Source organism: Chitinophaga niabensis, from assembly GCF_900129465.1.
Taxonomy (GTDB): domain Bacteria; phylum Bacteroidota; class Bacteroidia; order Chitinophagales; family Chitinophagaceae; genus Chitinophaga; species Chitinophaga niabensis.
Genome location: NZ_FSRA01000002.1, coordinates 258,344 through 279,934 on the forward strand (window position 1 = coordinate 258,344; position 21,591 = coordinate 279,934).

Below are 21,591 nucleotides of genomic sequence, written 5' to 3' on the forward strand. Positions count from 1 at the left end.
ATATACGTCTATTGAAACTATATCCTCCTATAGCTTACCTCATCCATTCAGGTACTGCAGACCAGGACGAAAGGAAACAGCGCTGGATACGCATTATTAACTCCCTCAGTCTGGTGACTGCTGTACTGGCATTCATTATGGGGATCGTGTTCTTTTTCCTGAACAGGAAACTACAGATCATCATCCCGGCTATGATAGAAACAGCTGGTTTTATAGGTATCATCTGGTTGAATAAAAAACGCCGCTCTCAAACCGCTGGTATTTCCATGATGGTATTGCAGGCCATGGGCTTTGTGTATTTCGGCATCCTGTTAGGCACTGCCGTGGAAGCTATCCTGATATTGCTGTTCCTGGTGAATGCAACTTACCTGTTATATGAAAAAGGCCCGGAAAGGACCATCTGTTTAATTGCCATAGCAGGAGGCCTGATCACCACAGAATTTTTCTATTATACAGAGCTGGTTGAACCTATTACTTTTGCGCATACCACTACTTTCATATTACGCTGGTTATGCATCCTGTTCATCCTTACCATGAATACCCTCGTGATCCGTTTTTATAAAGAAGACAGGAATGTACTCATGAAAGCCCTCGAGGAACAAAAAGAAGAACTCGTAAGGTCTAACAAATCAAGAAAAGTGTTCCTGCAGGAAACAAGCCATGAGATCCGTAATCCCCTCAATGCCATTTTCGGGATCGTGCAGTTAATGCGCATGGACCTGAAGAAAGCAGCCAATCCTGAAACATTACCGAAGCTGGTAGACGATCTGTATGTAGCGAGCTTTAATATAAAAGACATCATCAATAATATCCTTGAACTATCCCGCATTGAATCCGGCCACCTGGATGAAGTGAAACGCAAAGAGATCTATATCCGTACCACCATCCGCAATACCGCCAACATTTATGAGTATGTGGCCAATACAAAAGGTGTACACATAGAACAGAAATTTGATGAGGCGCTGCCCAACAACATCTTTACGGATGAAACCAAACTTTCGCAGATCATCAATAACCTGCTGACGAATGCCATTAAATTCACCCGCCATAACAGCACGATCACGATCCATACCGGTGTAAAGGAAAAGAGCTGGTTTGTTAGTATTACAGACCAGGGAGGCGGTATTGAAAAGGATAAACTGGAAAAGATCTTTGAACCTTTTGTAACGGAGAAAAGCAGTTTTATTGAAGGTACCGGGCTGGGCTTATATATTTCAAAACATTTTGCCATACTGTTGAACGGAAATATCACGGTAGAATGTGTGCAGGGTATCAGTACTACTTTTACCTTATCCCTTCCCCTCTCTGATTTCAGGCGGGCTACAATCCTTTCCGCTAAAGAAGATCCTCTGCAGATCCGTTTCGACAATAAAACAATACTGGTAATAGAAGACGACAAAATGAGCCAGGCCCTGCTCAAAAATTACCTGTCGGGTTTAGGCGTGAACGTGATTACAGCCAATAACGGCCTCGAAGGTCTTGCTGCTGCCCGGCAGCAAACACCGGACCTGATCCTGCTCGATTCTCACATGCCTAAAATGAACGGGAGAGAAACCCTGCAGCGCTTGAAAGAAGATCCTGCCCTGCTGCATATACCAGTGGTCATTGCTTCAGGGGACGCATTTACAGAAGCCATGGATGTGTTCATGAAAGCAGGTGCCAATGATTATGTGATCAAACCTATTGTATTGGCTACCCTGCCACTCATATTGGAACGGCATCTGCATAAATAAAAGGGGATGCATCAAAATATGACACACCCCCTTTTATCATTTATACCACTTTAAGGATCATTTTTTTGATGCGGCCTCATTCTTCTTTTCTTCCACCCACCACCTGTTGATGGTGTTCTCCTTTCCTTCCAGCACTACTTTATAAATATCGGAGGGCACATCTCCTACCGGGATGCTGATACGTTCCTTCCCAACCGGTACTTCTCCGATCAGTTTATAGGTATCTTCTCCTCCTGTTTTATAGTTATTGGTGCTTGCCAGCCATACTTTCACCGTACCCTGTTCATCCAGGGCTTTCCAGGTAACGTCCAGTTTATCCTGGATCTTTAGTACCGTTGGGTTAGCTACAGATACTTTGCCGATCAGGGAAATACCATCTGATTCACGGCCAACGGCCAGGGGCAGCGGCAATTGCAGGAAACGGGCTACGGTAGGCATAATATCAACTACACCGGGATAATAATATTTAGCATAGTTATTTACCTGCGGCTGATTGGTGAGGATCCAGCTGGAACGCTGACGTACAGATTGCCCGCCATGATGTTTACCTGTTTTCTCGTCACGGCCATGGTCCGTTGTAATGATGATCAGCCAGTTTTCCTTAAACTGTTTCTGACGGTATTGGATAGCATCATAGATCTTACCTACCTTTTCATCCATCTTCTGAATGCCCCTGGTAAACTGCGGGCTATCTCCGTACATATGCCCCATATCGTCTGTATACTCAAGGTACACCCAGGAAAGGTCTGGTGCATTTTTACGGATGCAGTTAGCTGCTTCGTCTGCAACATGCGCGTCTATCCTTTCCATAAAGTCCCTGCCTTTATCATGCGGGAATTTTACAGTATCCAGCTCATACCCGTCGAACTTATAATCAAGGGTGATATTACCTGCTTCCGGCATACCTTCTGCTACCAGTTTGGTACGGTTATCCAGCCAGCTGCTGAAGATAGCGGTTTTCCGTTGCGGGTATTTCTCTTTAAAGATGCGGAAGATGTTCTGGTAATTGTAATTCGGCGCTGCGATATCATTGTCCCATACATTGTGTTTGTTCACCCAGGTGCCGGTTAATACACTGTTATAACCTACTGCAGAGATGGTGGGTGTTTGGGAGTACCCGCCTTTTTCTCCCCCAACGAATGCGCGCATGTATTTACCATCTTTGGCAATACGTTGCAGGTTGGGTGTGTTCAATGCTTCAATAACATCGGCAGAAATACCGTCTACTATTATAAACACGGCCTTGCGGGCTTGTGCAGAAACGCCTGCACTGGCTGTTAAAAACAATAGGGCTGCGAACCACTTTTTCATACACAAGTTTAATGTTTTAAAAAGAATGCGGATAATAATTATTCTCCACAGATCCGTCTGCATATAATTTGAGGATAGCAAAACCCGGAGGTGTTTCTTTATAATAACCTTCCCCGATGGAATCCTTATCTCCCTTGCCCCACCAGAAACCGCTCATGGCTCCGTTGCAGCAATACCAAACATCATTATAGAGCGTTTTGTCGAAAAGATGATTATGCCCGCTGAGCATGATCTTCACTTTATCCTTGTGTTTGTAAAAAAGGTCTTTCAGTTTCTTATTATCTGAATGATTACCGCCTTCCAATACCGGCGTGGCACCAAATACGGGGAAGTGGCTCATGAGCAATACCGGGGTATTGGGTGCTAATTTCTCCAGGTCATCCTGCAGCCATTTGTACTGTGTTTCATCCAGGGAGATCTTATCGTTATTCCCGTCCAGGATAATAAAGTGCCAGCCATTCTTTGAAAAGCTATAGTACCGGTGTGGGATCTTCAGCCTTTTTACGACGTAATCCTTTCCATACATCTCGTCTTCTTTGGAAGGTGCAGCCCACCAGTTATCATGGTTGCCGATACAGCTATGCACCTCGTAATCTTTCAGTACGCCCATACAATCATCCCATGCTGCCCATTGGCTGGTTACCTTTTCCCGTACCACATCGTTATAAGAAGCATCCATAATGGAATCTCCCCCATTCAGGAAAAAATCCACTTTGTGTGCTTTCACGGCATCCAGGCATTTTTTAAAGCGGGACGCAACAATGGGATCTGCCGGTAAATGTACATCCGTAATATGCGCTACCGTGAGTACCGCCTTTTTCCCCTTTTCAGGCTGAAGAGCAGCCACTGCGTTACCACCCAATGCGGAGGCGGCTAACAGCAGGCTGCTCTTCTTAATAAGATCTCTTCTATTCATTGTTTATCTATTGCCAGTTGAATAATTGCGGCGCCAGTTTAGGATTTACCACCAGTTCGCTGAACGGCACCGGGCGGTAATAATACTGCGGTTCTTTGAAAGTACGAAGCCTGGTTTCTGTAACAATAGGGCCACCTGCATTTCCGTTCTTGAGATAAACTACAACGTCTTCGCCAAAAGCACCCGCTTTGTAGTACACGAGTTTCACACCCAGGGAATTGCTTTCCTGTGCGCCGGAAGGAGGAATGGCAGTACCTTTATCTATCAGGATGATATCTTCAATACCATCGCCTGTAAGGTCGTATTTACCAAGCCCCGGGAAGTACATGCCTTCGGGTATTTTCTCCAACTCTTTACCTGCATGCCAGCGGGCAATATCATCAAAGCGATAGCCTTCCATGGCCAACTCTACTCTTCTCTCCCTGCGGATCTCCAGGATCACGCCTTTGTTGGCACCGCTTACATCAGGATATTTGGCAGCGAGTACAGGATCAACATTTGCATTTACAGCTGCGAGCGTCATAAAAGGCATATTCACTCTTTTACGCAAGAGGTTCACGGACATATCGAGGTCAGCCTGTGTGAGTGTGCCCAGTTCAGCTTTTGCCTCTGCGAAGATCAGCAATACCTCTGCATAACGATATGCAGGGAAGTCTGCGCCATCCAGTATTTTGGAATCAGTACTGTTGATATATCCTTTCAGCTGATGGTATCCGGAAAAGTTCTTATTCAACCGCACCACGTGAGGCACGGCTACGTTCGGAGGGTTTACCGCTAATTTCAGTCCGGGGTAGAACATGGTTTGAGATAATCTCGGGTCCCTGCCGGTGAATTCCTGTACAAACTGCATCGTCTGGTAGTTAGGCTTATCCGTAAAACGGGTACCGTCTGCCATCAGGTAAGTTTGCACCAGGTCGCGGGAAGGAGATTGCTCGTAATTGATAATGTTGCCATTGTTATTCCCGGTCTTTTTCAGGTCCTGGTCATAGATATTCACCAGCATCACTTCTTTATTGCTGGTGAGGCTGGCACTATTGAACAGCGCTCCGTAGTCCGTTGAGAGCTCATACTTTTTGGAAGCCATGATCTCCTCAGAAATTTTCCTGGCTGTTTCAAGGAATACATTCGCCGTGCTTTTCAGGTTTAACTCCGGATGATACAAACGGTAAGTACCTTCATACAAGGCCACACGCGCCTGCATCAGTTTCACCACCCATTTACCGGGTGTTCCAACAGGTACAGATTCCTTTACATGAGACCCGGCAAATTCCAGGTCGGCCATCACACTGTCCATGATCAGCGTGCGGGGATCGCGGGGTTTGTATAAACCTACGCTGTCACTGGGGTTGAGGGCTTTTCCATACCAGGGCACATCGGAATAACGTTTCACTTTATCCATATAAAAGATAGCCCTGTAGTATCTTGCCAAACCTGCATAATGATCTTTTATTTCCTGTGTTACGCTGGCTTTACCATAATTATCCAGGAAGTAATTGATATTGCGCAAACGGCTCCAGGTCCAGCCGGAAGTTACATTCTGGGAAGTCGGCGAACCAGTCATCATGGTCTTTATTTCCATAGCGCCGGTTGTAGCTTTATCATCTGTATCCTGATCGCTTAAATAACTGCCCCGGTCTTTCATTGTTAAGAGGCCGGTAACATAAAGGTTCAGATCTTCTTCTGATTTAAAGAAAAGATCAGGTGGAATAGATGTTTGCGGATAACGATCCAGGAAACCTTTCTGACAGGATGTACCTATCAGCGCAATAGCAGCAACCAGGATTATCGGGAGGTGTAATAACTTTTTCAACTGCAAAAATTTTATCTTAAAAATCAAGATTAATACCCATAGCATACTTACGCTGGAAAGGATAGGCCCAGCCATAACCATCTTCGATGGCCTCAGGATCATAATACTTCTTAACAGAAGAGAACTCAAAGAGGTTTTCTCCGGTAGCAAAGATCCTTAAGCGGCTCACTTTGTATTTCTTCATCAATGCTGAAGGCAAAGTATAACCAAGCGTCACATTCTTAAACCGCAGGTAAGCTCCGTTCAACAGGTATTTGGTTTGAGGGATATCCAGGCCACCACCATAGTTGGCGTCTGCCATCCATGATTGCAGTACAGGGAAATAAGAATTCGGATTGGCATCCGCCAGCCCCGCTGCTATATAGGAAGCAGAGTGCCTGTCCCTGTCTGCACCGGTTTCAGCAGCTCCCCTGTAGAAATCGAGGTTCCATGGGTATACACCTGCGTAAGGTTGCTGGTAAGGCCCCCAGAAGAGGTAATGCCTTGGATAGAAATCTCTTTTAGCCACCCCCTGCATAAATACAGTAAGGTCAATATTGTTCCATTGCATATCTACGGTAAGGCCATAACGGTAACGTGTACTGTTATTACCGATCACTTTATAATCACCGGGATCATTCACGGTGCCATTTCCTTTATTGATCTTACCATCCTTATTCTGATCTACATATTTTGGCCAGCCGGGAACAACATCCAAAGCTCCCCAGGGCACAATGGCTGATTGGTCCAGCGCTTTGATCTCATCGGCATTTTTGAAGTATCCGTTGTTTTCAAGTCCCCATATTTCACCGGTGTAATGCCCAACCATGTAACCACTGATGAGCCCCAGTTTATTCTGGTTGTATTTGGTGATCTTGGTACGGGAATCAGAAAGGATGAACCTTGCACTGAATGTAAATGGCTTTTTAGCCACCATAAATTCATTGCGGTATCCTGCGGACAATTCCCATCCGGTTGTATTCAGGTCAGCGGAGTTGGTAGGAGGAGCAGATGCACCCATTACAGCAGGCACCGTTGCATCTGCGGTAAGCATCCCGAGAGTTTTACGGGAGAAGGCATCAAACCCTAACAGGATCCTGTCATTGAAAAAGCCAATGTCTGTACCTACGTTAAAGGTGTTCACTTTTTCCCAGGTATAAGATGCAGGGTCCACTGGCAGCAATGCTGCGCCGGTTGCAACAAACGGGAAAGCATTGTTGATCAGGTAATTGGATGTGCCCGTTGGAATAGTAGCAATATGGCGGAAGGGGAATGTTACCTGGTTACCCAGCGCACCATAAGATGCCCTGAATTTCAAAGTAGACAGGGACTTACCCAATGTTTGCATGAAAGGTTCTTCTGTTACGATCCAGGCGCCGGAAACGGAAGGGAAAAATCCCCAGCGGTTGGAAGGAAGGAATCTCGAAGAACCATCATACCGGCCATTTACTTCAAGGATATAACGGTTTTTATAAGTATAATTCAAACGACCGAAATAGCCGCGTAATGCATACGCTTCATAACTTGCACCGGTTGTTTGTGTACCGGTGGCCAGGCCCAGGTAAGGTAAGGAGGAGGTGATAAGACCATCCCTGTTAGCATCTTCATACGTCCAGGTATTTTCTTCCTGGTTAAAACCAACCAGTAATCCCAGTTGATGATCAGTGCCTAATTTTTTATTATAGTTAGCGTAGAGATCATACACATCATGTTTCACAACCCCATTACGCACAGATACTGATCCAACACCACCTTCTTCTCTCACATCTTTCGGACCGTAACCTATGCGATATTTCCGGGTATCCTGGTTGTACTTCCACAGTTCCCTTTTAAAGCTGGCGTTTGCAGTCAGCTGCAGATCACCATCCAGGAAAGTAGCCACACCTCTCACCACGTTCTGGAAACCAAAACGTGTTTGCACATTGCGCCCGCCTTCTGTTAACTGGGCAGCTAATCTGCCTGCAGCAGTATTTGCCCAGGTACCATCAGGGTTCACCGCAACCTGTGTGGGCATAAGGTAATAAAGATCGGTAATGCCCTTAGTGGGAGCATCAGACTTGATCTGATAGATGTTGAGATTGTTATCTACTTTCAGCCAGCTTAAAGGCATGAAATTCATACGCGCCCGCAAACCATAACGGCTCCAGTCGTCTTTGGACAACCTGTTCAAGCCATTTTCCTTGGTGTAATCGCCAGAGAGATAATACCCGATAGGTTTACCTTTCCCTGTTTCTGAACTACCACTTAAGGTAACGGTATGCGTAACGGAGTTACTGGATTTATTGAAGAAATAATCATTCCAGTTATTGCTGCCCATATAGATCCATTTCGTAGGATCATTAGGGTCTGTACGGATATCTTCCACCGCAGGATTATCGGAACGTTCTTTTGCCCATTGGTAGTAATAATCTGAATAGTTCACATAATCCCAGGGTGTATTATCTGTCGCAGTTTCCAGCACCCGGGAGAAAATGTAAGGGTCTGTAACCTGGTCAGGCAGTACGGTAGGTCTTGAAGAAGCGATATAGTTATTATAACTGATCTTTTGCCTGCCACCTGATGTACCTTGTTTGGTAGTGATCAGCACAACGCCGAATGCAGCACGCGCACCATAAATAGCGGCGGAAGCAGCATCTCTCAGAATAGTAACACTACCGATATCATTAGGGTTCAAACGCTGAAAATCCTCTGTTGCAGCGGTGATACCATCAATGATGATCAATGGTGTAGTATTGGAACCGGATACGATAGACCCAACGCCACGGATATTGATACTGGGGGTAGTACCTGGCGCACCTCCTCTGTAGTTAATATTCAAACCGGGGCTTGCTCCCTGCAATCCCTGGAAGATATTGGCGATAGGGCGTTCTGCAAGTTGTTTACCAGCTACCTGGTCTACAGCACCTGTAGTATTTATTTTTCTTTGTACGCCATATCCCACTACTACCACTTCCTCCATGGAATTAGCTGAAGGCTCCAATACAACGTTCATGGTAGCACTGGGATTCACTGGTAATTCCTGTGTTACATATCCCACATAGGAAAACACCAGCATTCCCTCTTCAGGCACTTTTAATTCAAACTCTCCTTTTTCATTGGTGAACACGCCTATACTGGTGTTCTTTAACCGTACACTTACCATTTGCAATTTTTCGCCGGAAGGGCTCAATACCTTTCCTTTTACTACCAGGTCTTTGGTCACCGTAGCCGCAGGTGCAATAACAATGAGGTTATTGGGCATCATGCGGAAAGTAAGGTCCGTATTGGCCAGCATCTGTTCCAGTACCTTTTTTATTGGCCATTCAGTTGCATCAATGCTCACTTTATGCCATACAGGCAGCTTATCATTATTGTACACAAAACGGTAAGCAGACTGCAATTCAATAAGTGAAAATGCCTTTTCAAGATTAGTACGGGATAGTTTTACTGAGACAGTAGACTGTGATCGCACTTCGGCGCTCACCTGCATACATACCACAAACATTAAAATCGCGGAGAGCTTCATAAAAATTAACAGTTTTTTGAGGCTTCGCCCAGGTGGAAGCCAACTCACCACTGTACTTTTTTTCATACCTTTGAGTGTTGGTTAATTGATAATTGGTTACATGTTTACGCATAGCAATGTCACTAACCGATATTCAGCGGGAAATGGTGCGAACATTTCCCGTTTTTATTTCGGTTCATTGCCAAATATGATATGTCTATTGCTTGTTTATTCGATCCAGATAATTCCCTCTTTATCTGTTTTAAAATGAAAAGATCCCCCGGTTAGTTCAAGGGCCTTTAATACTTCTTCCAGGCTCTCGTCCTGGAATACGCCTGTTAGGTATTCCTGTCTTTTGTTGTTATTCTTAAAACGTATCTCCACGCCAAACCACTGTTCCAGCATCACGGCCACCTTTTCCAGCGGCATGCGCTTAAAGGCCAGCTTGTTCTCCACCCAGGCCGTTTCTGTTACCACACTGTCCCTCACTACAGTGAGCGGGGATTTGATCAGCCTGATCACAACGGGCGCCGTATTATGTTCCACTGAATCCTCCTGCATCAGCTGGATGGTGGGGATGGATAATTTTTCATTCGGCTTTAATCTTACCACCTGGTTCTTTTTCTCATCCAGCACTACTTCTACGGAACCAGTTACCAAAGAGGTTACCGCACTGTCTTCCAGCGGATAGGCCCTTACGTTGAACTCTGTTCCCAATACACGGATGCTGAAAGACTTTGTGCGTACCATAAAGGGCCGTTGTGCATCTTTCGTTACTGTAAAGAAGGCCTCTCCTTCCAGTGTTACTTCCCGGCGTTTTCCCGTGAATTGTTTGGGATAATCCAGCTTGCTGCCTGCATTCAGCCATACGGTTGTTCCGTCCGGCAGTTTTACCTGGGAGCGGGAACCTTTATGGGTAACCAGTTGCTGGCGGTTCTCATCCATTTTAGGCTGGCTCCACCATTTGCGGCCCATAAAGAATGCCATCAGTAAGGCTGCTGCCACTCCGGCAATACGTACCGTCATCCTGCGGATGTTGCCACGGCGGCTGGAATAAACAGGGATCTCTTCCACTTCCACAGCTGATTCCAGTCTGCGTTTGTGCTTCTCCAGTGCTATCTCAGTGTCCCCGGAGCTAAGGGGCTTTTGCTTGTCCTTCCAGCCCTGGGTAAGTATTTCTTTGGTATAAGAAGCATCCGGGTGCTGCTGTAGTAAACGCGCCAGCTCCTTTTCTTCTTCGGGGAGCAGCTCGTTTGCCACTTTTTTGGCAAGCAGGTTCCAGATTTGATCATCCATCATATCAAAAGGACAGTTTAAATGTTAAAAGTTCCCTAAAGAGAAAGAAAAAAAATTTATTGGCGTAGTAAATACGACTGGGCTAACTCGGCAGACATATCCAGGCGGATAGCCGCTGCTACTTTTTTCACGGCTATAGTGAGTTGTGCATCAACGGTTTTGGGTGAAATTTCCAGCAATTCCCCTACTTCTTTATATTTCAGTCCATCCTGTTTTATCAGCCGGAAGATCAGCTGGCAACGGGCAGGCAGGCTGCGGATGGCGGCTTCTATCTTCTGGGCCACTTCCGCGGAGATCATATTATGCTCCTGGTCCGGACTGATGGCAATGGCATCCATATCCAGGTTCTCAAGGCTGGCATACTGATGTTTGCGTTGTTGCTGAAGGGTATTATAAGAAAGGTTGCGGGTGCAGATATATAAATAAACTACGGGGTTTTCTACGGAGATCAGCTGGGAACGTTTCTGCCAGACCATAATGAACACATCTGAAACGATCTCTTCCGCCAGGTGAAATGAGCCGACCACTGCAGCAGAGAAATGGATCAGCCTGCTGTAGAGTGATTTGTATAACTCATCATAGGCTTGCATATCCCCTGCTTCACATACGCTTCGGAAGTTGCGTCTGATCAGATCGTCATTAGTCATGCCCAAAAATATATAAATGTTGTTTCGCGATTATTAACGCAATGTTATATCCTTGATAAATTGATCCCGGTTGATTAACGTGGCTTGCCATGCAAACAAAAATCCTGTTCACTGTATTGATTACACAGGCAAAGTACAAAAATTCTTCATCCAGCCAAGATTTATTAAATTTAGTACCTAATCTGTTACCAGTTATGAAACTAAAAGCGACTATCCTTTGCCTGCTCACCGCAGCAGTTCCCCTCGTGCATGTATCCGCCCAGGCCAGTTTAGAGAAAAAATGGACCTCAGACACTACTTTAAAGGTACCTGAATCTGTTTATTTTGACGCCAAAAGGAACACCCTGTATGTTACCAATATTGATGGCGCCCCCTGGGGAGACGATGGCAAGGGTTCCATTTCGAAACTTTCCCCGGACGGAAAGATCACCCATCTCAATTGGGTAGAGGGTCTTAGTGCCCCCAAAGGCATGGCGGTTGTTGGTAATCAGCTCTTTGTAGCGGATATGGGTACACTCGTTATCATCGACATTACAAAAGGAACCATCACCAAACGCGAAACCATTGAAGGCGCCCTCAACCTGAACGATGTAACTGCTTCCCCCAGTGGCGTGGTGTACGTTTCAGACTCTAAAAAGAAAACGGTCCACACTTATCAGAACGGAAAAGCTACCCTCCTGCTGGACAGCGCCCATAGTGGCCTGAGAGGTCCAAATGGCCTGCTCTACATGCCCAATGGCTTGCTGGTATTGGATAATGGCGCGCTTTACAGGGCCGGAAAAGACAATAAGCTCACCCTGCTGGCTAAAATTGCCGGAGGAACAGATGGAATTGAACACGTAAAAGGCGAGGAATTCGTAGTTTCGTGCTGGGGAGGACAAGTATTTTATGTGGATGCCAAATCCGGCACAGTTACCAAAATGCTGGATACACAGGCTGAAAAACTGCAAACTGCAGACATTGGATATGATGCCAAAAAGAGAATTGTATACATCCCTACCTTTTTTGGAAATAAAGTTTCCGCATACCAGTTAAATGTAAAATAATCTAATGACCGGTTTAGGTCCGGAATCAGTTCTGTTCCGGACCCAGCCAGGTTCATACATCGGGAATTCAGTTTGTCTAAGATTTTCATTTTTGTTGCAGCGATCTTCTTATTACACCTGCCTGCTTTTGCACAGGGGCAGCATAATGCCTATACGTTCCAGCATCTTTGTATCGAAGACGGGCTCTCCGGCAATCACGTTTCCGCTATCCTGCAGGACAGGAAAGGGTTTATCTGGATTGCCAGCACCTCACTGCAACGTTACGACGGCAAACACCTGGTCACCATTTCCAACTTCGACCGCCTGCCCGGATCTATCTATTACGAGAACATTGCTTTGTATGAAGACCGTGCCAGCCGCATCTGGATGGGCACGCCTGATAATATCCGTGTGTATGATCCCCTCACAGCCAAAGTAACGATCATGCCGCTGGAAGCAGGCCTTGCTGTTCCCGGTAATCTCAGTTGCCACGATATTATACAAGATCATCATGGTATTATCTGGGCCACTACCGCGCTCGGCCTGTTACAACTGGATGAGCAAAGCAATAAATTCAGGGTACCTCCCGGTATGCCGGACAGTATCCGCACACAACTGAGAAGCGCATTGCTGGAAGACTCATTCGGCCGCTTATGGGCCAGTGGTAAATATGGGTTATACATCCTCAGCAATAACCGTAAAGAAATATACAGTTCACATAACAATCCACTGAAGATTGCCGCCTTGTCCATTGGCGCCAGCTCCAAAAGATTATTTGAAGATGCACAGAAACGGATGTGGATAGCTACACGCGGCTATAATTACCTGTATGCCTATAACTCAGATTCCAACTCTTTAAAAAGATACCAGTTCAATCTCTCCACGAAAGTAAAAGAAGATCCGTTTGACCAGGTATATGATATGGCATCTGATATGATGGGCAATATCTGGGTAGCCCTTGAACATGAAGGTTTGTATCGTTACAACGAAAAACTGGATAGTTTCAACCTGCACATCATCGGTAATCAGCAGGATGAACTGGGCCTGCATTATGATTATGAATCCAACTGCCTGCTTAACGACAGGGACGGGCATTTATGGATTGGTACGGACCGCGGCATCAATATCATGAGCCTGCATAAAGAAAATTTTACCCGCTATGATCATCGCACCCGCTTTGCAGGCAGCCAGTTGAAATTACCTTATTCAGAAGTAACAGGTACTTTCGCTGCTTCCAACGGAGATGTATACATCGGTTACTGGGGAAAGGGATTCGCATGGCTGGATGCACAATTACACCTGAAGGCACATTTCACGCACGATCCAAAAGGGAGTGGCATTCCGGATGACCATGGCCTGGTCTGGAGCTTTTCCGAAATGCCCGATGGCCACATCCTCATAGGGCAGGAAAATGGGTACGTTTCGGAATTTGATCCCGCCAGCAAAAAATTCAAACATCACCGGCCTGAAAAATTCCATGATGAAGCAGTGCTCACCATGCTGCCGGAAAATGATACCACAGTGTGGACAGGACTGTACCTGCATGGCATTGCCCGTTGGAACCCGAAGGAAGATAAAGTGACCACCTATCCGCAGTTCTTAGATGTTACCCGCCGTTTTACTGCCGTGATGGCTATTGTACCACAGGGAAAAGAAATCCTCTGGCTGGCCAGCACCTATGGTGGCATATTACGTTTCAATAAAAACACCGGGCTTGTAGAAAAGCAGATCATGTTCCGCAATAATACAGATACCGTGCGCAACATTACTTCTCTCCTGCCTTATAACGACAGCATCCTGCTGGCCGGAACAGATCATGGCCTTTACTTTTATAATCACCTCCGCGACACCTGGACGGCCCAAAGGCTCAACACCATCCATTTTGACGAATGGATCCTGAGCATGCAGCCTGCAGAAGAAGGGGATATCTGGTTCACCACTCCCTATGGTTTTTACCGGCTTAATGCGGCAGACCGTACACTCTCTGCATTTGTGCAGAACGATGATATCATAGATAATCACCGCCGTGTACGCAGGCATATCACAAAACTGCAGAACGGGCATCTGCTGGTAGGTGCCACCGATCACTTCGTTTCATTTTCTGTGGATCACCTGCAGGTAAAATCTCCGCCACCGGATGTAACCATTGTAGATTTCCGTGTGCTGGACAGCCCTATTATTGTGGATTCCGTGGTAGGTACGCAATTCCCGCTGATCCTTACACACGATCAGAACTTCATTAGTATAGAATTTAAATCCCTGCAATATCACACTTCAAAAACACGCTATTATTACCAGATGGAAGGTGTGGACGCAGATTGGGTACCTGCGGAAAACCTGCTGGTAGCACGTTACACCAAACTCCCTCCCGGCGATTATGTCTTTCATGTAAAAAGTATGAACATGGCCGGCATGTTCTCCCGCAACACTACTTCCCTTCGTATCAGTGTATTACCTGCCTTCTGGCAAACCTGGTGGTTCAGGGGTTTAGGCATCCTTGCAGTGATCGCGCTGATCTATGGATATTTCCGTTTCAGGTTATACCGTGTGAAGAAAGAAGCCAAGAACAGGGCTGCTTTCAGAGAAGAACTGGCACAGCTGGAAATGAAAGCACTGCGCGCGCAAATGAACCCTCACTTCATCTTTAATTCGCTGAACTCTATTCAGACCTTTATGATGAAGAACGAAACGGAACAGGCGCTCTCTTACCTCAGCCGTTTTGCACGCCTGATCCGCAATGTGCTGGACCACTCGCAATTGAATAATGTAACCATCCTGCGGGAAACAGAAATGCTGGAGAATTACCTGGAGCTCGAACGTTTACGGCTCAATGATCACTTTGATTATAAGATAGTGGTAGATCCGTCCCTGGATAAAGACTTCCTGGAAATACCGGCGATGGTGATACAACCTTTTGTAGAAAACGCTATCTGGCACGGGCTGCTGCATAAAAAAGAAAAAGGGTTATTAACGATCTCGTTCATGCGCAAAGAAGACAGGATCCATTGTATCATTGAAGATAATGGTGTTGGCCGGGAAGCAGCCGGCGTATTCAAACAACAAAGTCATCCCACACATATTTCACGGGGCGTGCAGATAACAAAAGACCGGCTGCAGATCTACAACAGCCGGTACAATATGGATGCGTTCTTTGATATAGAAGACCTGAAAGATGAAGCAGGTCAGGCTATGGGTACCAGGATCAATCTATGGTTCCCGTTGCTGGAAGATTAAGAGGAACGTTTTTTTATTGCATGAGATCATTATCCCAGCCCAACCTCTGAATGCCGCTCAGGAATTTCAATATCTAAAAATCCTTTCTTTAGTAACCACTCCTTAAATACCGTTTGCACTTCATACTCTCCATGCACCAGGAATAACTTCTTCACACCTCTCGGCATCTGGCATGCCAGCCATTGGCTCATATCTTCATAATCTCCGTGCGCACTCATGGAGCGGATCACTCCAACCGCTGCACGTACTTCATGTTTATCTCCATAGATATGCACTTCTTTGGCTCCCCGCATCAGTCTTCCGCCAAGGGATTGCGGTTCGCAGTAGCCTACAATGAGGATGGTATTCTTTGGATCATCGATATTATTGGCAATGTGATGTTTCACGCGGCCGGCTTCTGCCATGCCGGAGGCAGAAATGATCACACAAGGTTCTTTGCGTAAGTTGAGTGCTTTTGATTCATCTACTGTTTTGATATAATGCAGCCCGGGGAAGTCAAACGGGTCGTCATCTATCTCCAGCATTTTTGCCACGGTTTTGTTAAAACATTCCGGATGTGATTTTGTGACCTGTGTGGCCTCCAGTGAAAGCGGGCTGTCTACAAACAGGTCTACTCGTGGCAATTTACCTGCTAACTGCGCCCGGTTCAATGCATACAATATCTCCTGTGTACGCCCTACGCTGAATGCGGGTATGATCAGTTTCCCTCTTTTGCCTATACAGGTTTCTTCTATGTGACGTAGCAGGGCTTCATCTCCCGGTGCCACATCTTCGTGCAGCGTACTGCCGTAAGTAGATTCCATGATAATGTAATCTGCCTGCGGGAATACTTCGGGAGATTTGAGGATGGGATCGCCATAGCGGCCAATGTCCCCACTGAAAGTGATCTGCCGCACATGCCCGTCTTCTTTGATCCGGAGATGCACACAGGCGCTGCCAATGATATGGCCGGCATCTGTGAACAGCACTTCCACATCCGGGTCTATACGGAACCATTCTCCGTAATTAACACCACGGAATTGCTTTACTGCACGTTTCGCATCGTCCAGTGTGTAAAGCGGTTCAATAGCCGGTTTGCCTTCTCTTTTGTTCTTTTTGTTCACATATTTGATATCATCTTCCTGGATCTCTGCAGAATCCAGCAGCAATATCTCTGTAAGGTCTTTGGATGCGCGCGTGCAATAGATGGCGCCGGTATAACCGAGTTTGTTTAAACGGGGTATTAAACCGGAGTGATCGATGTGCGCATGCGAAAGGATCATGATATCCACTTCCCGTGGATCAAATCCAAAATCCTGGTTCAGGGGCACTGTTTCTCTGCCCATACCCTGGAACATACCGCAATCCAACAGTATCTTCTTTCCATTCTTTAGCGTGATCAGGTGCTTGGAACCGGTAACCGTCCTTGCTGCCCCATGGAATGCAATCTTCATAATGCGCTCTTTTTATGTCTTGGATGTACTTTTAAAACTCCAGGTAACTTTGAATTGTGCCACTTCCACACCATCAGCCGATCTGCCCATAATATCAATTGTGATGGCAGAAGAATTGCCGGATGCTATTGCCTGCAAAATAGTATGGCGGATAGCATCCCCCTGTTCGCAGGTAAAATAAGTGCGGCTTTTAGCTTTCTTGAGAAAGATACCTTCCAGCCCTGTAACTAACATGGATACACGGGAAGGGGCACCGCTTGTATGTGCCATGGCCAGCACACCTGTACTCATTTCCGCCGCCATAGCCAGGCAGGCAAAGTAGGTAGAGCCGAAAGGGTTTTGGGATAACCAGCGGTAAGGTACTATCGTGGTACAGCTATGTGCATCCATTTTATGGATCCTCACCCCGGACAGCCAGGCGCTGGGTAATTTAAACAGCAGGAACAAAGAAAACTTGAAACGGTTATTCACCAGTTTAACAAAGTGATCAGTTGATGTTGCATTGACCATACTATTAAGCATTACAGGTGATGCACATAATCATAAATACCTTTCTGTGCATTTACGTCCGGCTCGCCCGCTACTTTGGGTACCGGTATTGCCCTCATTTCATCATCCAATATTACGGCATTTGTGTTATCTGCCAGTTGCAAAGCAAGAATATCTTTCAACTGCTGCGCATATACGGGATCATAAACAGGAAAACATACTTCTATCCGGCGATGCAGGTTGCGGTTCATCCAGTCCGCAGAACCCATATACACTTCTTCCGCGCCATTGTTATGAAAAACAAATACACGGGCATGTTCCAGGTAACGATCTACAATACGGTGAATACTGATCCCTTTCCGCGGCACAATGCAGCAGATGCTCCTGATGATCAGCTTCACTTCCACACCAGCCTCTGCGGCAGCATACAATTCAGCGATCATTTGTTTCTCCTGCAGGTTGTTCAGTTTTATGGTAATGCGTGCCGGCATACCTGCACGCGCATTGTTCACCTCCCGCCTGATCATTTCCGTAAAACGGTTTACCAGGTTGAACTGTGCCACCAGTAAATGATTAAAGGGCAGGAAGTGATATTTGGCAGGTGCAATACCTGTTTGCATGTAAATGAATAAGAGTTCCAGTTCCTGCGTCATACCGGCATGTGCGGTCAGCAGCACATGGTCTGTATAGAAGCGGGCAGTACTTTCGTTGAAATTACCGGTAGCATATAACCCGATGTGGTCCCAGGTGTAACCGCGTTTGCGTTTCACCAATGCTACTTTTGCATGTACTTTCAGGTTAGGTATGCTGTACAATATTTTTACGCCTGCTTCCTTCATGCGTTTAGCCCAGCGTACGTTATTCGCTTCATCAAACCTTGCTTTCAGTTCTACCATCACTGTTACCTGTTTGCCATTCCTGGCTGCGCTGATCAAAGCATTTACGATCTGTGAACCGGAGGCCACGCGGTAAAGCGTTACATAGATCTCCTGCACATCGGGGTCTGTGGCTGCTTCATTAAAAAAGCGGAGGATATAATCGTAGTTCTGATAAGGTACATGTAATAACACATCCTTTTGCAGGATGGTGTTCAGTAACGTTTCTTCCGTTTCCAATGCTTTTACACGGGCAGAAGGTAAACGCGGATAGTTCAATGCAGGGTCCTTTACCGGAAGGTCTGCCAGATCGCGGAGATGATGGTACCTGCCGCCGCTGGCCATTTCCTGCGGGGCTATACGAAAATAGGCGGCCAGGTTATGCTGCAGGTCTTCCGGCATTTTGCTGTCGTGCAGGAAACGGGTGGGTAAACCCAGCGCTCTTTTCACCAGCATGCTTTCCACCTTTTGCAGTAAATGGCCGCTGAATTCATCCACATCTATTTCTGCATCGCGCGTTAGTTTGATACTGTAGCAGCCTTTTACCTGCTGGCCGGGGAAAAGGAAAGGCAGATGCTCCCTGATCACATCGTCCAGGAAAATAATATGCTGGTCCGGCAGGCTCAGAAAGCGGGGCAGGTGATTGGAAGGAATGTTCACCAATGCATATCCGTTGTTCTCAAAACAAACCACGAGGTACAGGGCATTATTTTCCAGGAACACTTCTACGGGATGTTCCATCACTATCTTTTGCGGTTGCAGGAAACCCAGCACGGTATTAAAGAAATAATCTTTAATGGCCGGCCGGTGTGCAGCCTGGATCACATCTCCATAATAAAGATGTACCCCATGGCGGTGCAGCCCTGGCAATACCTCACTGGTAAGGATCCTGCCGAATTCCTGCAACTGGCGGCCTATTACCTGCTGTACAGCAAAGAGTAAACCTTCCTGTGATACCTGTAATTGCTGCAGGGCCAGGATGGCCGGCATACGTACCCGGAAGAATTCATCCAGGTTGGAAGAAAAGATGGATAAGAATCGCACCCGTTCAAAGATCGGCACCTGCTCATTGGCTGCCATTAATAACACCTGGTTATTAAAAGAGAGCCAGCTAAGGTCGCGATCGTATAGTGTAATATCAGTTTCTGTGTGCAAGACTATCCTTTTACCGGGAAAAACAATGCTGCGATCGTAAACGCCAGAACAGAGGCAATGATCCCATACATAAAAATATTATAAGCGATCCGCAGCATGCGGTACTTGCGGCCCAATACAACACCCAGGTTATAGATGTCGTGGATCATATTGCTATAGAGGTAATCGTTCTTCTTCATAATGGTTTCCATACCATCTTCATACTCTTTATAGCTCATCTGGTGGAAGTTGCCGAAGAACAGGAGGTTGGATTTTTTATTCTGTATATCCAGGAGCGTGAACCGGCCCGAGGTAACATTCGGGCGGGTAGCCAGGATAGAAAATACAATAGTGGTAACGCTGGTAGTTAAAAAGATAATGGAAGGGAGGATGAAGTTGGGATAATCTTCCAGTTTACGTAACAGTACGCTGAGCAATACGGAAATGATGATGGCATTCACAGAGATCATAATATTGGCCTTGGAATCCGCCATGGAGCTTAACCGTATATGGTTGGTGCTGGTGGTGCGGAACATGGTTTCCACACCTCTGCCCGGTTTGGGTTCTTTTACTGCACCCGCTTCTCCCGGTTTGCCTTCTTCTTCTTCTTTTTTCTTTTCCTGTTTGGCTGCTTTCTTTTCCAGTTTCTTCTGTTCTGCTGCAGCCTCCTGTATAGCTTCGCCCTGTTTTTTTTCCAGCTTGGCTTTCAGGCGTTCCAGGTTCTCTTCTTTCTGCTGCTTTAAAAGCGTTTGGCTGTAAGCCGTATGGTATTTATGTGCTTCCAGGAAATTGATCGTGGAAACCGTCCATTCAAGGCCGGTGATCTCCTGCTTTGTGGCCAGCTCTGCCTCTGCCCTGAGTAGTTTATTCCGCTTATTGAACTCTTTGGAACCCAGGTGAAAAAGGTCTGCATCACAAACGATCTGCTCCAGCAGGTTGTTAGGCATCTGCGGTATCCTTGTGGCCAGGATGCAACCTTCCACGGCCTGCGCCACGCTCTCCGGCAGTTGCTGCTCTCCAATAAATGCCCTTGCTGCATTGGCACCTGCCTGCTCATGTTCCGCACGGGCACCTAACACATAACCCAGGTCATGAAACCAGGCTGCCAGTAATACCACCAGCTGGTCCGCATCCGTTAAGCGGTAATAAGCAGCGATCTGCTCTGCCGCCTGAACCACCTGCAGCGTATGTGCCATGTTGTGATATACCAGTACAGGGTTAGCCCGTTGCTCAAATTGCTGGGTAACATAAACCTTCGCCGCAGCGATCACTGAACTTATTTCCATCGGAACTTGTATTAACAGAGAAAGAATTCAATTCCAAATTACGGCATTTTTTGCGTTAATTTTACTTCTCAAAGTTAAGGCTTATGAAGATGATCACACTCTATTGCCTGCTCATAGCCATCATATCCTGCCAGGGAAACCAGCAAAAAGACATCAGTTCTCCAAAGGGATATAAGATGGAAACCCCCGAAAGGTTCAAGGTAAGGGAGTCTTTACAGGAGATCTCCGGCATTGTATATTATAAGGATGAAGAACATTTCATGGCTATCAACGATGAACAGGGCAAAGTGTTCCAGGTAGGCCTTCGTACCAAACAACCCTACCCCTTCTGGAAGTTCGGCAAAAGCGGGGATTATGAAGAGATCCTTAACACCGGTAAGCAATGGATCGTATTGAAAAGTAATGGAAGCCTGCATTTCGTGAACGACCTGTTCACAGATACCACTTCTTCCACCATTTATCACTTTCCGAAAACAGGCACTGGCCCCAAAGAGTTTGAAGCGGCTTATTACGATCCTGCCCGCAACAGTACGATCGTTATCTGTAAGAACTGCGAGGAAGATAAAAAGAAGAAAGCCACCAGTGTTTATGCCTTTTCCATGGATTCCCTGCAATTCTCCCCGGAGCCGGTTTTCAGCTATCCGTATGCAGACATTCCCAAGCTCTCCGGATCACCTTCCAAACACTTCAGGCCATCTGCCGCAGCTGTACATCCTATAGAAAACAAGGTATATATCGTAGCTTCCATCAACAGATTGCTGGTAATTACCGATCTTTCCGGTAAAGTACTGGAAACACACCGCTTGTCCTCCAGGGACTTCAACCAGCCGGAAGGCATCACCTTTGCCCCCAATGGTGATATGTATATCTCCAATGAAGGTGATGAAGAACATACGGCAGACATCCTTAAATATAAATATCATCCACAGCCATAACCAT

The 21,591-nt window shown here is 46.3% G+C and carries 14 protein-coding genes; 4 read left to right on the plus strand and 10 right to left on the minus strand.

Annotated elements, in window-relative coordinates; all coding sequences use genetic code 11:
• Positions 1-11: 11 nt before the first annotated feature.
• A complete protein-coding gene (locus tag BUR42_RS17930; protein ID WP_074240813.1) occupies positions 12-1,733 on the plus strand; it encodes an ATP-binding response regulator in 1,722 nt (573 codons plus the stop codon).
• 57 nt (positions 1,734-1,790) lie between these two features.
• Here BUR42_RS17930 and BUR42_RS17935 read toward each other — a convergent pair whose 3' ends face one another.
• The 6 genes from BUR42_RS17935 to BUR42_RS17960 all read right to left on the minus strand — a co-directional run bounded on the left by BUR42_RS17935 (position 1,791) and on the right by BUR42_RS17960 (position 11,176).
• Positions 1,791-3,044 (minus strand): alkaline phosphatase family protein, encoded by a 1,254-nt coding sequence (locus BUR42_RS17935; protein WP_074240814.1) that lies wholly within the window; start codon positions 3,042-3,044, stop codon positions 1,791-1,793.
• A gap of 16 nt (positions 3,045-3,060) precedes the next feature.
• Complete coding sequence (locus tag BUR42_RS17940) at positions 3,061-3,960, minus strand: metallophosphoesterase family protein (protein WP_074240815.1); 900 nt, start codon at positions 3,958-3,960, stop codon at positions 3,061-3,063.
• 7 nt (positions 3,961-3,967) lie between these two features.
• Entirely contained in the window at positions 3,968-5,770 is a 1,803-nt protein-coding gene (locus BUR42_RS17945) for a RagB/SusD family nutrient uptake outer membrane protein (RefSeq protein WP_074243073.1), read from the minus strand.
• 16 nt (positions 5,771-5,786) lie between these two features.
• Positions 5,787-9,254: a TonB-dependent receptor gene (locus tag BUR42_RS17950; protein WP_200798318.1), complete on the minus strand. Its 3,468-nt coding sequence runs from the start codon at positions 9,252-9,254 to the stop codon at positions 5,787-5,789.
• Positions 9,255-9,461: 207 nt separating this feature from the next.
• Positions 9,462-10,532 (minus strand): FecR family protein, encoded by a 1,071-nt coding sequence (locus tag BUR42_RS17955; RefSeq protein ID WP_074240816.1) that lies wholly within the window; start codon positions 10,530-10,532, stop codon positions 9,462-9,464.
• A 53-nt stretch (positions 10,533-10,585) separates the two neighbouring features.
• Positions 10,586-11,176, minus strand: a complete 591-nt coding sequence (locus BUR42_RS17960) for an RNA polymerase sigma-70 factor (RefSeq protein ID WP_074240817.1) — start codon at positions 11,174-11,176, stop codon at positions 10,586-10,588.
• Between the two features lie 194 nt (positions 11,177-11,370).
• Here BUR42_RS17960 and BUR42_RS17965 point away from each other — a divergent pair, with 194 nt between their 5' ends.
• Together BUR42_RS17965 and BUR42_RS17970 are read left to right on the plus strand one after the other, a co-directional pair.
• Positions 11,371-12,222 carry a strictosidine synthase family protein gene (locus BUR42_RS17965; protein ID WP_074243075.1) on the plus strand — a complete coding sequence of 284 codons (852 nt, stop codon included), beginning with the start codon at positions 11,371-11,373 and terminating at the stop codon, positions 12,220-12,222.
• A gap of 72 nt (positions 12,223-12,294) precedes the next feature.
• Positions 12,295-15,435, plus strand: a complete 3,141-nt coding sequence (locus BUR42_RS17970; RefSeq protein ID WP_074240818.1) for a ligand-binding sensor domain-containing protein — start codon at positions 12,295-12,297, stop codon at positions 15,433-15,435.
• A 29-nt stretch (positions 15,436-15,464) separates the two neighbouring features.
• On the opposite strand, the gene BUR42_RS17975 is transcribed toward BUR42_RS17970, so the two are convergent.
• The 4 genes from BUR42_RS17975 to BUR42_RS17990 are packed head-to-tail and all read right to left on the minus strand — an operon-like array spanning position 15,465 to position 20,652.
• On the minus strand, positions 15,465-16,868 hold the full coding sequence (locus tag BUR42_RS17975; protein WP_074240819.1) for an MBL fold metallo-hydrolase: 1,404 nt from the start codon (positions 16,866-16,868) through the stop codon (positions 15,465-15,467).
• Positions 16,869-16,880: 12 nt separating this feature from the next.
• Positions 16,881-17,378: a DUF4442 domain-containing protein gene (locus BUR42_RS17980; protein WP_074243076.1), complete on the minus strand. Its 498-nt coding sequence runs from the start codon at positions 17,376-17,378 to the stop codon at positions 16,881-16,883.
• Between the two features lie 11 nt (positions 17,379-17,389).
• Entirely contained in the window at positions 17,390-19,387 is a 1,998-nt protein-coding gene (ppk1, locus tag BUR42_RS17985) for a polyphosphate kinase 1 (protein WP_084185687.1), read from the minus strand.
• 2 nt (positions 19,388-19,389) lie between these two features.
• Positions 19,390-20,652: a Pycsar system effector family protein gene (locus BUR42_RS17990; protein WP_074240820.1), complete on the minus strand. Its 1,263-nt coding sequence runs from the start codon at positions 20,650-20,652 to the stop codon at positions 19,390-19,392.
• Between the two features lie 83 nt (positions 20,653-20,735).
• Here BUR42_RS17990 and BUR42_RS17995 point away from each other — a divergent pair, with 83 nt between their 5' ends.
• A complete protein-coding gene (locus BUR42_RS17995; protein WP_074240821.1) occupies positions 20,736-21,587 on the plus strand; it encodes an SdiA-regulated domain-containing protein in 852 nt (283 codons plus the stop codon).
• Positions 21,588-21,591: the final 4 nt, after the last annotated feature.

Bases quoted from the DNA above. Each gene is read 5' to 3' on its own strand.
- BUR42_RS17980 (WP_074243076.1), bottom strand. From the start codon at position 17,378: ATGGTCAATGCAACATCAACTGATCACTTTGTTAAACTGGTGAATAAC.
- BUR42_RS17935 (WP_074240814.1), bottom strand. From the start codon at position 3,044: ATGAAAAAGTGGTTCGCAGCCCTATTGTTTTTAACAGCCAGTGCAGGC.
- BUR42_RS17960 (WP_074240817.1), bottom strand. From the start codon at position 11,176: ATGACTAATGACGATCTGATCAGACGCAACTTCCGAAGCGTATGTGAA.
- BUR42_RS17940 (WP_074240815.1), bottom strand. From the start codon at position 3,960: ATGAATAGAAGAGATCTTATTAAGAAGAGCAGCCTGCTGTTAGCCGCC.
- BUR42_RS17955 (WP_074240816.1), bottom strand. From the start codon at position 10,532: ATGATGGATGATCAAATCTGGAACCTGCTTGCCAAAAAAGTGGCAAAC.
- BUR42_RS17990 (WP_074240820.1), bottom strand. From the start codon at position 20,652: ATGGAAATAAGTTCAGTGATCGCTGCGGCGAAGGTTTATGTTACCCAG.
- BUR42_RS17995 (WP_074240821.1), top strand. From the start codon at position 20,736: ATGAAGATGATCACACTCTATTGCCTGCTCATAGCCATCATATCCTGC.
- BUR42_RS17965 (WP_074243075.1), top strand. From the start codon at position 11,371: ATGAAACTAAAAGCGACTATCCTTTGCCTGCTCACCGCAGCAGTTCCC.
- BUR42_RS17950 (WP_200798318.1), bottom strand. From the start codon at position 9,254: ATGAAGCTCTCCGCGATTTTAATGTTTGTGGTATGTATGCAGGTGAGC.
- BUR42_RS17975 (WP_074240819.1), bottom strand. From the start codon at position 16,868: ATGAAGATTGCATTCCATGGGGCAGCAAGGACGGTTACCGGTTCCAAG.